Raw genomic sequence first — 12,835 nt, forward strand, 5'->3', positions numbered from 1 at the left:
AATCAGTTGAACCGGCCGATGCGGCTGAGATCGCTGAAATTCATCCAGATGAAGAAGGCCTTCCCGACGATATTGGATTCCGGCACGAAACCCCAGTATCGGCTGTCGGCGCTGTTATCCCGATTATCGCCCATGGCGAAGTATTGCCCCTCGGGTACTTTGCAGCGTACCCCATCGCGGGAATATTGGCAGTTCCCGAGGTTGGGAAATTGGTACTGCGGACGATATTCCTGCGGCCGGCTCTCATCTAGCAGGATATTGTGACTAACGTCGCCCAATTTCTCTTTATATTGTGCGATATACGAGACACGGTCGGGCTCGAAATAGTCGCCGGCGCGCTCATGCGGCACCAATTGACCATTCACGTACAGTTTTTTGTCGATGTAGGCGATTTCATCACCGGGCAGGCCGACCACGCGCTTGATGTAGTCGACGTCCGGATCCACGGGATAGCGGAACACGAACACGTCGCCGCGCTGCGGCTTGCCGATCTCGACGACCTTCTTGTCGATCACCGGCAGGCGCAGGCCATAGCTGAACTTGTTCACCAGGATCAGGTCGCCGGATTGCAGCGTCGGCAGCATCGAGCCCGACGGAATGCGGAACGGCTCCACCACGAACGAGCGCAGCACGAACACGAACAGGATCACCGGGAAGAAGCTGACCGCGTATTCGATCCACCACGGCACGCGGCGGGCCTTGTCGCCGGCCTCGCGCCGCAGGCGTTCGGCTTCTTGCGCGTCTCCGACCAGCGCCGCGTCGTACTGCGCCATCGCCTCTTGCGCCCGGCGCTCGCGGCCGCGCCGCAATACGGCCAGATCGAGCGCCCAGATGATGCCGGTCAACACCAGCAGAACAAACAGGATCAGGGCAAAGTTCCAACTCATCAGCTAACCGCCTTCTCGGGTTCTATTTGTCTTCCACCTGCAGGATGGCCAGGAAGGCTTCCTGCGGGATTTCCACCGTGCCGACCTGCTTCATGCGCTTCTTGCCGGCCTTCTGCTTTTCCAGCAGCTTCTTCTTGCGCGAGATGTCGCCGCCGTAGCACTTGGCCAGCACGTTCTTGCGCAGCGCCTTGACGTTCTCGCGGGCGATGATTTCGGCGCCGATGGCGGCCTGGATCACCACGTCGAACATCTGGCGCGGAATCAGGCCGCGCATGCGCGTCACGACGTCGCGGGCGCGATGGCGGGCGTTGCTGCGGTGGACGATCACGGCCAGCGCGTCGACGCGGTCGTTGTTGATCAGCAGGTCCACGCGCACCACGTCGGCCGAACGGTACTCGAGGAACTCGTAGTCCATCGAGGCGTAGCCGCGCGACACCGACTTGAGCTTGTCGAAGAAGTCCAGCACGATCTCGGCCAGCGGGATCTCGTACACCAGGTGCACCTGGCGGCCGTGATAGCTCATGTTGATCTGCACGCCGCGCTTGTTGTTGCACAGCGTCATCACGGGGCCGACGTAGTCCTGCGGCATGAACAGCGTGACCTTCACGATCGGCTCGCGAATGTCGGCGATCTTGCCGATCTCGGGCATGCGCGACGGGCTTTCGACGGTGATCACCGAGCCATCGCGCTGCTCGACTTCGTACACCACCGACGGCGCGGTGGTGATGATGTCCATGTCGAACTCGCGCTCCAGGCGCTCCTGCACGATCTCCATGTGCAGCAGGCCGAGGAAGCCGCAGCGAAAGCCGAAGCCCAGCGCCTGCGACACTTCGGGTTCGAACATCAGCGCGGCGTCGTTCAGCTTGAGCTTCTCGAGCGAATCGCGCAGCTGGTCGTATTCGGAGCTTTCGACCGGGTACAGGCCGGCGAACACCTGCGGCTTGACTTCCTTGAAGCCGGGCAGCGGCGCGGTGGCCGGCTTGTTCGCCAGCGTCACCGTGTCGCCGACCTTGGCGTCTTCGAGCTGCTTGATGCCGGCGATGATGAAGCCTACCTCGCCCGCCGACAGGTGCGGACGCTGCTGCGACTTGGGCGTGAACACGCCGGTCTGCTCGCACAGGTGGGTGGCGCCGGAGGCCATCAGCAGGATCTTGTCCTTGGGCTTGAGCACGCCGTTGACGATGCGCACCAGCATGACCACGCCGACGTAGTTGTCGAACCACGAGTCGATGATCAGCGCCTGCAACGGCGCGTCGGGGTCGCCCTTGGGCTGCGGCACGCGCGCGACGATGGACTCGAGGATCTCGTCGATGCCCATGCCGGTCTTGGCGCTGGCCAGCACCGCGTGCGAGGCGTCGATGCCGATGACGTCCTCGACTTCCTGGCGCGCGCCTTCGGGGTCGGCCTGCGGCAGGTCCATCTTGTTCAGCACCGGCAGCACTTCCACGCCCAGCTCGATGGCGGTGTAGCAGTTGGCCACGGTCTGCGCCTCGACGCCCTGCGAGGCATCGACCACCAGCAGCGCGCCTTCGCAGGCCGACAGCGAGCGGCTGACTTCGTACGAGAAGTCGACGTGCCCCGGGGTGTCGATCAGGTTCAGGTTGTAGACCTTGCCGTCCTGCGCCTTGTAGTGCAGGGCCGCCGTCTGGGCCTTGATGGTAATGCCGCGCTCGCGCTCGATCTCCATGGAGTCGAGCACCTGGGCCGACATTTCGCGATCCGCCAATCCGCCGCAGCGCTGGATCAGGCGATCGGCCAGGGTCGATTTGCCGTGATCGATGTGGGCAATGATGGAGAAGTTGCGAATATGCTGCATGCTTGATTTTAAAAGGGACGGAACATTCGGCAAACTGCCGGAAGACGCCGCCACCAGGGTAGGCACGGCTGACGGGTTAGGGCCACTCGGCCGGAACGCCTGCCGCCGGGCCACGCTTGGCGCGGGCTGCGGGCGGCATCTGGCGGGGGTCCGGGCAAAAACGAGGGGGCGCCAGGCGCCCCCTCTTGCGGCAACCAGCCATTTTAGCCGGTCTTGGGCCTTATTTGCTTGCGGGCACCGCCACCCACTGGGTCTGCTCGCCGCGGCGCACCAGCAGGCCGACCGCGCGGCCCTTGTCCAGCTTGCCGACCAGCTCGGCGAACTGCTTGGCGCCGGTGACGTCGGTGTCGTTCAGGGCCAACACAATGTCGCCTTCCTGCAGGCCAGCCTTGGCCGCGGCGCCTTCGGCGACCTTGACCTGCACGCCGCCCTTGATGCGCAGCTTCTTCTGCACGTCGGCGGGTACGTCGATCACGCCCAGGCCCAGCGCGTTGGTGACTTCCGGCGCCGGCGGCGTGCCCTTCTTGCCCGGGGCGGCCTTGTCGACCGGAATCTCGCCGACCTTGACCGACAGGGTCATCTTCTTGCCCTTGCGCCACACTTCCATGTCGGCGCGCGTGCCCGGCTTGGTCTCGCCGACGATGCGCGGCAGATCGGACCAGCGCTTGATCGGTTCCTTGTTGAAGGTCAGGATCACGTCGCCGGGCTGCACGCCCGCCTGTTCGGCCGGACCGTCCGCCTCGACGCTGCTGACCAGCGCGCCTTCGGCCTTGGGCAGTCCGATGGCCTCGGCCACGTCCTTGCCGACTTCGCCGATCTGCACGCCGACGCGGCCGCGCGTGACCTTGCCGGTGGCGCGCAACTGGTCGACCACCCGCATCGCTTCGTCGATCGGGATGGCCAGCGATATGCCCATGAAGCCGCCGCTGCGCGAAATGATCTGGGAGTTGATGCCCACGACCTCGCCCGCCAGGTTGATCAGCGGACCACCCGAGTTGCCCGGGTTGACCGCCACGTCCGTCTGGATGAACGGCAGGTATTCGCCGGTATCGCGGCCGATGGCGCTGACGATGCCCGAGGTCACGGTGGAATCCAGGCCGAACGGCGAGCCGATCGCCAGCACCCACTGGCCTTTCTTCAGTTTCTTGGGATCGCCGATCACCAGCGGCGTCATGTCCTTGGCTTCGATCTTGATCAGCGCCACGTCGGTGCGCTCGTCGGTGCCGATGACCTTGGCCTTGAACTCGCGGCCATCGGTGAGGGTGACGTAGATGTCGGTTGCATCGCTGACCACGTGATTGTTGGTCATGATGTAGCCGTCATCCGAGATGAAGAAGCCCGAGCCCACGCCGCGCGGCACGGTGCGCTCTTCGGGCTGCTGCGGCTGCGGACGCTGGCGCGGATTGGGCGACTGCTGGCCCGGCGGCTGGAAATCGGGGCCGAAGAACCAGCGGAACAGTTCCGCCGGATCGTTGCCGCCCGGGCCCACGCCACGGATCGGCACGGTGGCGGTGGTGCGGATGTTGACGACCGCCGGGTCGGCTTTTTCAATGATGCCGGTGAAGTCAGGCAACGCCACCGTCGGGGTGGGCATTTCGGCCGCCGGGGTCTGCGCCTGCGAGACGGGCGCGAAGGCGGCCGACATCAAGAGCCCCGCCGTCGCGGCCGCCAGGAAGCGGCGCAGGCCGGGGTTCGACACCATCATTGCTTTCATAGATTGCTCCGAAATCACTTCTTGCCGCAGAGGCCGCTCACTGCTTGGAGCCGGCCGCCGGAGCGTTCGCCACGGGTACGTATTCAGTCGCTTCCGCCAATTGTTCCAGCGTCGCCACGGGCACTTCGCCCACGGCCGTCAGCCAGTAATCGGCGATGCGGGTGCCATAGACGGTAATCGATCCACGCTGCGCCGCGCCAGGGGGCGGATGATGGCCGCGCTGGCTGTCGTAGGGTTCGATGAACACCGAGATGGCCGCCAGCCCATCGGACAGCACCATCTGGTTGACCGTCGCGCCGCGCCCCATCGAGCGCGCCACCTGCATGACCACCGTGAATCCCTTGGGCGCCGGAATGCGCCATCCCAGGGCGCCCAGGTCGACCGTCTTCATGGAGGGCTCGAGCACCTTCCAGTCGCGCGTGTTCCAGCGCGACGACAGCGACTTGGGATCGACCTCGGCGCCCAGGCGCAGCGAGGTGAACGACACCTGCTCGACCACGCCGCGGGCGGCGTTGAGGGTCTGGGCCTTCAGCAGGAGATTGGTTTCGACGTCGGCACAGAGGCGATAGCCATAGCGCAACTTGTCCAGCGGCTCGATAGTGATCAGGCGGCATTCCCGCCCGGCGACGCGGTGCAGCGCCGATTCGGTGCGGATCTTGTAGTGCTCGGTCAGGTTGGCCGGATCGCCCAGCAGCAGGCCGGGAAAGCGGTCGCCGCGGCGACGCTCGATCAGGACCGTCTTGCGCTCGGGGATCAGGCACTGCACGTCTTCGTTGTGCCGCAGGTATTCGCGCGGCTGCCCGTCCAGGATCTCGAGACGTTCGCGCTCGCCGGTGCCGTCCAGGACGTGCACCAGGCGCGACGACTGGATCATCTCGCCCTGTTGATACATGAACACGCCGGCGTAGTCCTGCTTGCGCGCGGCCTGCTGGATGCGCGAAAGCAGTTGCACCACGTCATCGCCCTGCTGGGCGGGGGCGGCGTCGGCGGCGCGCGCGGGGTCATGCGCGGCCAGGAATGCGGTCAGGAGCGTAGCGGCGAACCAGCCGGCGCGGTGGGCTTGCCACGAGGCAGCCCGTCCCAGCACCGGCCAACGGGTCGGAAGCACCAGGGCCATCAGCGCCCCGCCCCGACGTCGAACGACACCTGACGCACCGCGCTGGGGCCGGCCATCTGGCGATGGGCCTCCAGGTAGTCGCTCAGGCCCGACGTATCGGCGCTGCCGCTCAGGCTGGCGTCGGCCAGCACGCGCGTCTCGGTGCCGGGGGAACCGCCCGCCAGATACGGCTGGGCGACCCAGGCCACCGTGGCGACCGCGGCCGCCACCGCCAGGCCGGACAGGCCCAGGCGCAGCGGCGAACGGCGCCGCGGCGCGGCCACGATCGGCAGTTCGGCATCCAGCGCCCGCGACAGGCGGGCGTGGAAGTTCGCGCTGGGCGTCAGCGCCAGGTCGGTGTTGCGCAGGGCATCACCGATCAGATGATAGGTATCCCAGGTCTGTCGCCCTTCGCGGGTCAACAGGCCGGAGAGAATATCGTCGGTTTCTTCCCCGTCCATCCAGGCGGAAACGGATTCCTCCCAGGCGGCTTCGGAAGAAACGACGGACTTGGCTGCTGTAGTCTGCATGACTGCCACTCCTTACCAGCGACGCTCGGCATCGGTGCCAAGCAATGGGCGCAACTTGGTCGCGATGGCTTCTCGCGCACGGAAAATGCGGGAGCGCACCGTACCAATGGGGCAGTCCATGCTCTGGGCGATGTCTTCGTAACTCATACCTTCGATTTCACGCAGGACGATTGCGGTGCGCAATTCCTCGGGCAATTCCTCGATGGCCGCGTTCACCGTCTCGGCGATCTCGCGGCTGGCAACCATGGACTCCGGCGTGCTTATATCGGTTAGGTTGTCGGTTTCGTTAAAAGTTTCACCGTCTTCCGTTTCTATCGCATTGGGCGCGCTCGGCCGCCGTCCCTGGGAGGCGAGCCAATTACGGGCCGTATTGATGGCGATACGATACAACCAGGTGTAGAACGCGCTCTCGCCCCGGAACTGGGGCAAGGCCCGGTAGGCCTTGATGAACGCTTCCTGGGCCACGTCCTCGATCTCGGCGGGGTCGCGGATCATGCGGGCCAGCAGACGGAGAATCTTGCGCTGGTACTTGAGCACCAGCAGGTCGAAGGCCTTCTTGTCGCCCCGCTGGACGCGCGCGACAAGCTCGGCGTCGACTTCGCGCTCGCTCATGTGGCCTCCCGCAGGCGGACCGTCCGGGGCATCTGCCGCGCCGCGCCGGCCAGCAGGCACAGGCGCCGCCAGTCGTCGGATCGCAACGTCGGTTGCCAGACGGTGAAAGTTACATTGTGGTCGTTAAAGGCCATACTCCCGGGGGGCAAGGGCTGCAGGGTGAGCGAAAGCCACGCCGGTCCGCGTCGCTGTTGCACCAGCGCCGCATCCCGCCAACCGCCCGGCAGGCGCACCTGCCAGCGGCCGCCACCGGCCGCCGTGCGCAGGGCCGATACCGGGGACAGGCTGCGACGGGTCGAGTGTAACAGCCCCGCCGCCAACGCCAATGACATCAGCACGGCGCCGGCCGTCCAGGCCGTGCCGTGCCATGAGGCGGCGGTGACGAGGCTGGCGGCCGCGGCGGCCAGCCCCAGGCCCGGCAATGCCATGAGGCCGCGTGGCCGCAGGACGGGCACGCGAAACGTCCAGCGCCCCAGGCCCGGGCCTTCCAAGTCAGACCCGGCGAACGGCCATCGAGCCGTTGGTGCCGCCGAAGCCGAACGAGTTGGACAGGCCGACGTCGATCTTCATCTGCCGCGCCTCGTTGGCGCAATAGTCCAGGTCGCATTCCGGATCCTGGTTGAAGATGTTGATGGTCGGGGGCGAGACCTGGTTGTAGACCGCCAGGGTCGTGAACACCGCCTCGATCCCGCCAGCCGCGCCCAGCAGGTGGCCGGTCATGGACTTGGTCGAATTCACCACCAGCTTCTTGGCATGGTCGCCGAACGCCAGCTTGAGCGCGTCGCTCTCGTTCTTGTCGCCCAGGGGCGTCGAGGTGCCATGCGCGTTGACGTACTGGATGTCTTCCAGGTTCAGGCCGCCGTTGCGCAGCGCGTTGAGAATGCCGCGGCGCGGGCCGTCCTTGTCGGGAGCCGTGATGTGATGCGCATCGGAGCTCATGCCGTAGCCGGCGAACTCGCCATAGATGCGCGCGCCGCGCTTCTTGGCGTGTTCGTATTCTTCCAGCACCAGCACGCCGGCGCCCTCGCCCAGCACGAAGCCGTCGCGGTCGCGGTCCCAGGGACGCGAAGCCGTCTGCGGATCATCGTTGCGGGTCGACAGCGCGCGCATCGCGGCGAAACCGCCGATGCCCAGCGGCGACACGGTCGACTCGGCGCCGCCGGCCAGCATGACGTCGGCATCGCCGTACTCGATCAGGCGGGCCGCATCGCCGATGCTGTGCAGGCCCGTGGTGCAGGCCGACACGACGGCGTAGCTGGGACCCTTCAGGCCGAAGGCGATGGACAGGTGGCCGGAGATCAGGTTGATCAGCGAACCCGGCACGAAGAACGGCGAGATCCGGCGCGGACCCTTGGCCATGTATTCGACCTGGGTTTCCTCGATGCGCGGCAGACCGCCGATGCCCGAGCCGACGATCACGCCGATGCGTTCGGCGTTGGCTTCGGTGACTTCCAGGCCGCAATCGCGCCACGCCTGCATCCCGGCGGCCAGGCCGTAATGGATGAAGGTATCCATCTGGCGGGCTTCTTTGCTCGAGATATAGGCGCTGATGTCGAAGTCTTTGACTTCGCCGGCAATGTGCGTGGTGATGGCCGTGGGATCGAAACGGGAGATGCGGCTGATGCCAGAACGTCCGTTGACGATATTGTCCCAAGCGGTGGTCAGGTCGTTGCCAACGGGCGAAACGATACCAAGGCCAGTGATGACGACACGTCGCTTCACGGATGACTCCTCAAACAGACAAAAGAAAGGCGGCTTTCGGGATGCACTGCGCGTGCGGAACACGCAATAGCGGGATGGGCGTCAATGCCCTTCCCGCGCGTGGACCACACGGCAAATTCCTGAAACCGCCCCGGTTCCCGGCTGGCCCCGGACGAGGGGCAACCGGAAGGATATAGGCTGAGCTTACTGCTTACCGTTCGAATTGATGTAATCAATCGCTTGTTGCACGGTCGTGATCTTTTCGGCCTCTTCGTCGGGGATCTCGGTCTCGAATTCGTCTTCGAGCGCCATGACCAGTTCGACCATGTCGAGCGAATCGGCACCGAGGTCGTCAAGGAAGGAGGATTCGTTCTTGATCTCGGCTTCGTTCACGCCAAGTTGTTCAGCGACGATCTTCTTGACGCGCTGTTCGATGCTTTCCATGCAGATCTCCAAATGGGAAAAATCCCGCGAATTATAGCCAAGCGCAGAGTACTGCAAACGCCAGGCCGTGACAAAAATAACACCGCGCACTTTGATCTGTCGCCCGCAGGGCGCAGGAAAACCGGTGTGCGGCGTTTCCGGATGAACCGCGCGTTGCCGTGCCGGTATCCCGGCGCGACCGCGCGTTTCGTGACTTATTGCATGTACATCCCGCCGTTGACGTGCAGGGTGGTGCCGGTAATGTAACCCGCCTGCGGCCCGGACAAAAAGGCCACCGCATGGGCGATGTCCGTGGGCGAACCCAGCCGGCCCAGCGGAATCTGCTGCAGCAGCGCGGCGGTCTGGTTCTCGCCCAGCGCGCGCGTCATGTCGGTGTCGATGAAGCCCGGCGCGACGCAATTGACGGTGATGTTGCGGCTGCCCAGCTCGCGCGCCAGGGCGCGCGACATGCCGGCGACGCCCGCCTTGGCGGCGGCGTAGTTGGCCTGGCCGGCATTGCCGCTGGAACCCACCACGGAGGTGACGTTGATGATGCGTCCCCAACGGGCCTTCATCATGTTGCGCAGCACGGCGCGCGACAGGCGGAAGACCGAGGCCAGGTTGGTATCGATGACGGCGGACCAGTCGTCGTCTTTCATGCGCATTGCCAGCGTATCGCGGGTGATGCCTGCGTTATTGACGAGGATGTGCGGACCGCCGCCTTCCTTGCCGAGCGCGTCGATGAGCGCGTCGCAGGCTTCGGCGTTGGTCACGTCCAGCACCACGCCACGGCCGCCGAACGGCGCCAGCGCTTCGGTAATGGCGGCGGCGCCGGATTCGGAGGTGGCGGTGCCGACGACCACCGCGCCACGCGCGGCCAGTTCCTGGGCGATGGCGCGGCCGATGCCGCGCGTCGCGCCGGTGACCAGGGCGATCTTGCCCTGCAGTTCGATCGAAGTGTTTTCCATGGTCTTAATTTCCGTTGACCGCGGCCAGCGCGGCCTCAAGCGAGGCCGGATCCGTGATGGCCAGGCCGGTGAGCTCGGGGTCGATGCGTTTGGTCAGGCCGGTCAGCACCTTGCCGGGACCGCACTCGATGACGTGGGTCACGCCCTGCGCCTTCATGGCGCGCAGCGTTTCGACCCAACGCACAGGATGCCATGCCTGGCGCACCAGCGCATCCCGGATTGCCCCGGGTTCCACCGGCGAGGCGACATCGACGTTGTTGATGACCGGCACCTGCGGCGCCGAGACCGTCACCGCGGCCAGCGCGCCGGCCAGCACATCGGCGGCGGGCTTGAGCAGGCTGGAATGGAACGGCGCGGACACCGGCAGCAGCAGCGCGCGCTTGGCGCCCGCGGCCTTGGCCAGTTCGCAGGCGCGCTCGACCGCGCCCTTGTGGCCGGCGATCACGACTTGCGCCGGCGCGTTGTAGTTGACGGCTTCGACCACTTCGCCCTGGGCCGCCGCGGCGCAAGCGGCGCGCACGGCATCATCGTCCAGGCCGAGAATGGCGGCCATGGCGCCAGTGCCGACGGGCACCGCGGCCTGCATCGCGTCGGCGCGCACGCGCACCAGGCGCACGGCGTCTTCCAGCGCCAGCGAGCCAGCGGCCGTCAGCGCGGCGTATTCGCCCAGGCTGTGGCCGGCGACGACGTCGGGATTGCGGCCACCCGCCGCGCGCCAGGCCGCGAAGAACGCGGCGCCGGCCGTCAACATGGCGGGCTGGGTGTTGGTGGTCAGGTTGAGCTGTTCGATCGGACCCTGCGCGATCAGCGCGCCCAGGTCCTGGCCCAGCGCCTGCGAGGCGCGCGCCACGGTATCGGTCACGGCAGCGACGTCGGCCCAGGCATCCAGCATGCCGACTGCCTGCGAACCCTGGCCAGGAAAGACAAAAGCGATTTTCATGTTCGACCGTGTGGAGTGATTCTGAGTCTGTGGAATGTCGGGCGCGGCATCCGGGCGGGCGCGGCAATCCGCGTCCCGGCCGGACACGCCCTTACATGCGGGCCAGTACCGAACCCCAGGTGAATCCGCCGCCCACGCCCTGCATCAGCACGAGCTGGCCCGGCTTGACGCGGCCATCGCGGCGCGCGGCGTCAAGCGCCAGCGGCACACTGGCAGCGGAGGTATTGGCATGGCTGTCGACGGTGATGACCACCTTCTCGACCGGCACGGCAAGCTTGCGCGCCAGGAAATTCAGGATACGGACGTTGGCCTGGTGCGGCACCAGCCAATCGACTTCGCTGATATCGACGCCGGCTTCGGCGCAGGTATCGCGGGCGGAGCGGTCCAGCACCGTGACGGCCTGCTTGAACACGGCCTGGCCGTCCATGCGCAGGAACGGATCGCCGGTGACGTCGCCATAGGCCACGTTGCCCGCGGCGCTGAGGATCTTCATCTGGCTGCCGTCGGCATGCAGCTGGGCGGCCAGGATGCCGGGCTTGTCGGAAGCCTTGAGCACCACCGCGCCGGCGCCGTCGCCGAACAGCACGCAGGTGCTGCGGTCGTTCCAGTCGAGGATGCGCGAGAACACTTCGGCACCGATCACCAGGGCGCAACGCGCGCGGCCGGCACGGATGAAGCTGTCGGCGGTGGTCAGGGCATAGACGAAGCCGCTGCACACGGCCTGCACGTCGAAGGCCGCGGAGCCCTTGGCGCCCAGGTTGGCCTGCACCAGGCAGGCGGTGCTGGGAAACACGAAGTCGGGCGTGGACGTGGCCAGCACGATCAGGTCGACCTCGGAGGCGTCGACACCCGCGTCGGCCAGCGCGCGGCGCGAGGCCTCGGTCGCCAGCTGGCTGGTGGTGACGCCGCGCTCGGCCAGGTGGCGCTGGCGGATGCCCGTGCGCTCGACGATCCACTCGTCGGAGGTGGCGATATCGCGCGTCGCCAGTTCCGCAGCCAGGGCGTCATTCGAAACCACGCGTTCCGGCAGGAAGCTGCCGGTGCCCGCGATCACGGAATATTTCATTGCGGTATCCATCAAGCGGTGTCTCCAGCCGCGCCCGGCTCGAGCGCCGGAGCACCCGAGGCAGACTGGACGCGCTGGTTGAGCTGCGCGACCGTCTGTGCGGTGCGCTCCAGCAGTTTACTCACGACGGCTTCGCGCGCCCGTTGCAGCGCGAAGCCGAAGGCGTAGACATCAGCCGAGCCGTGGCTCTTGATGACCACGCCACGCAGGCCCAGCAACGCCGCGCCGTTGTAGCGGCGGTTGTCGACGCGGTTGCGCAAGCGGTTCAGCACCGGCTTGGCCAGGGCGCCGGCCAGCAGCGTGATCAGGTTGCGTTTGAACTCTTCGCGGATGACGCTGGACAACATCTTGGCCAGGCCTTCCACGGACTTGAGCACGACGTTGCCGACGAAACCGTCGCAGACGACGACGTCGACTGTGCCCTTGAAGATGTCATTGCCTTCCACGTTGCCGTAGAAGTTCAGGGGACTGGCGCGCAGAAGCTCGGCGGCTTCCTTGACGACCTCGTTGCCCTTGATGACCTCTTCGCCGATGTTGAGCAAGCCCACGGTGGGGTTGTCGCGATGGTCCACCGCCTGCGACAGCGCGGCGCCCATGATGGCGAATTGCAACAGGTGCTCGGCCGTGCAGTCCACATTCGCGCCGAGGTCCAGCACCGTGGTGGCGCGGCCCGTCTGGTTCGGTATGGACGTGGCGATCGCGGGCCGGTCGATGCCGTCCAGCGTCTTGAGCACATAGCGTGAAATGGCCATCCACGCGCCGGTGTTGCCCGCGGAAACGCAGGCGTCGGCGTTCCCGTCCTTGACGGACTGGGCGGCCAGGCGCATGGAGGAGTCTTTTTTGCGGCGCAGGGCGACCTCGACCGGGTCGTCCATGGTGACGACTTCGGAAGCCGCCACGATCTCGAAGCGATCACGCTCGACGCCGCGGTGCTCGGAGAGCGCCGCTTCGATGGCGTCGGGAAGCCCGACCAGCAATAGCCGGGTATCCGGAAATTGCCGGGCGAACTCGATCGCAGCCGGAATCGTGACGGGCAGACCGAAGTCTCCGCCCATACAGTCTATGGCGATGCGTATCACGGG

13 protein-coding genes are annotated in these 12,835 nt (G+C 66.2%); all 13 read right to left on the bottom strand.

The annotated features are described in order from the left end of the window. Nucleotides 1-2: 2 nt before the first annotated feature. On the bottom strand, nt 3-887 hold the full coding sequence (lepB, locus tag I6I07_RS31425; RefSeq protein ID WP_198485129.1) for a signal peptidase I: 885 nt from the start codon (nt 885-887) through the stop codon (nt 3-5). A gap of 22 nt (nt 888-909) precedes the next feature. Continuing rightward, the gene (gene lepA / locus I6I07_RS31430; RefSeq protein ID WP_198485131.1) at nt 910-2,703 is read right to left on the bottom strand and encodes a translation elongation factor 4; all 1,794 of its coding nucleotides are present in this window, start codon (nt 2,701-2,703) and stop codon (nt 910-912) included. Between the two features lie 220 nt (nt 2,704-2,923). Next, complete coding sequence (locus I6I07_RS31435) at nt 2,924-4,417, bottom strand: DegQ family serine endoprotease (protein WP_198485134.1); 1,494 nt, start codon at nt 4,415-4,417, stop codon at nt 2,924-2,926. Between the two features lie 37 nt (nt 4,418-4,454). Next, nucleotides 4,455-5,534, bottom strand: a complete 1,080-nt coding sequence (locus I6I07_RS31440; protein ID WP_006393483.1) for a MucB/RseB C-terminal domain-containing protein — start codon at nt 5,532-5,534, stop codon at nt 4,455-4,457. Beyond that, nucleotides 5,534-6,043, bottom strand: coding sequence for a sigma-E factor negative regulatory protein (locus I6I07_RS31445; protein WP_035360079.1), 510 nt, complete (start codon nt 6,041-6,043; stop codon nt 5,534-5,536). Before I6I07_RS31445 ends, I6I07_RS31440 begins: the two co-directional genes overlap by 1 nt. Before the next feature lie 12 nt (nt 6,044-6,055). Next, nucleotides 6,056-6,655: an RNA polymerase sigma factor RpoE gene (gene rpoE / locus I6I07_RS31450; RefSeq protein WP_006389292.1), complete on the bottom strand. Its 600-nt coding sequence runs from the start codon at nt 6,653-6,655 to the stop codon at nt 6,056-6,058. After that, on the bottom strand, nt 6,652-7,083 hold the full coding sequence (locus tag I6I07_RS31455) for a hypothetical protein (RefSeq protein WP_232625836.1): 432 nt from the start codon (nt 7,081-7,083) through the stop codon (nt 6,652-6,654). The genes rpoE and I6I07_RS31455 overlap by 4 nt, the downstream gene beginning before the upstream one ends. A gap of 64 nt (nt 7,084-7,147) precedes the next feature. Next, entirely contained in the window at nt 7,148-8,377 is a 1,230-nt protein-coding gene (fabF, locus tag I6I07_RS31460; RefSeq protein ID WP_198485138.1) for a beta-ketoacyl-ACP synthase II, read from the bottom strand. Between the two features lie 183 nt (nt 8,378-8,560). After that, nucleotides 8,561-8,800, bottom strand: coding sequence for an acyl carrier protein (gene acpP / locus I6I07_RS31465; protein ID WP_005012191.1), 240 nt, complete (start codon nt 8,798-8,800; stop codon nt 8,561-8,563). Nucleotides 8,801-8,994: 194 nt separating this feature from the next. Next, a complete protein-coding gene (gene fabG, locus I6I07_RS31470) occupies nt 8,995-9,747 on the bottom strand; it encodes a 3-oxoacyl-ACP reductase FabG (protein ID WP_006393479.1) in 753 nt (250 codons plus the stop codon). A 4-nt stretch (nt 9,748-9,751) separates the two neighbouring features. After that, nucleotides 9,752-10,687, bottom strand: a complete 936-nt coding sequence (gene fabD, locus I6I07_RS31475; protein ID WP_198485141.1) for an ACP S-malonyltransferase — start codon at nt 10,685-10,687, stop codon at nt 9,752-9,754. A 91-nt stretch (nt 10,688-10,778) separates the two neighbouring features. After that, nucleotides 10,779-11,765 (bottom strand): beta-ketoacyl-ACP synthase III, encoded by a 987-nt coding sequence (locus I6I07_RS31480; protein WP_035360074.1) that lies wholly within the window; start codon nt 11,763-11,765, stop codon nt 10,779-10,781. Next, nucleotides 11,765-12,832 carry a phosphate acyltransferase PlsX gene (gene plsX, locus I6I07_RS31485; RefSeq protein ID WP_035360073.1) on the bottom strand — a complete coding sequence of 356 codons (1,068 nt, stop codon included), beginning with the start codon at nt 12,830-12,832 and terminating at the stop codon, nt 11,765-11,767. Before plsX ends, I6I07_RS31480 begins: the two co-directional genes overlap by 1 nt. Nucleotides 12,833-12,835: the final 3 nt, after the last annotated feature.

The sequence above is a fragment of the Achromobacter deleyi genome (genome assembly GCF_016127315.1).
Classification (GTDB): Bacteria; Pseudomonadota; Gammaproteobacteria; order Burkholderiales; family Burkholderiaceae_B; genus Achromobacter; species Achromobacter insuavis_A.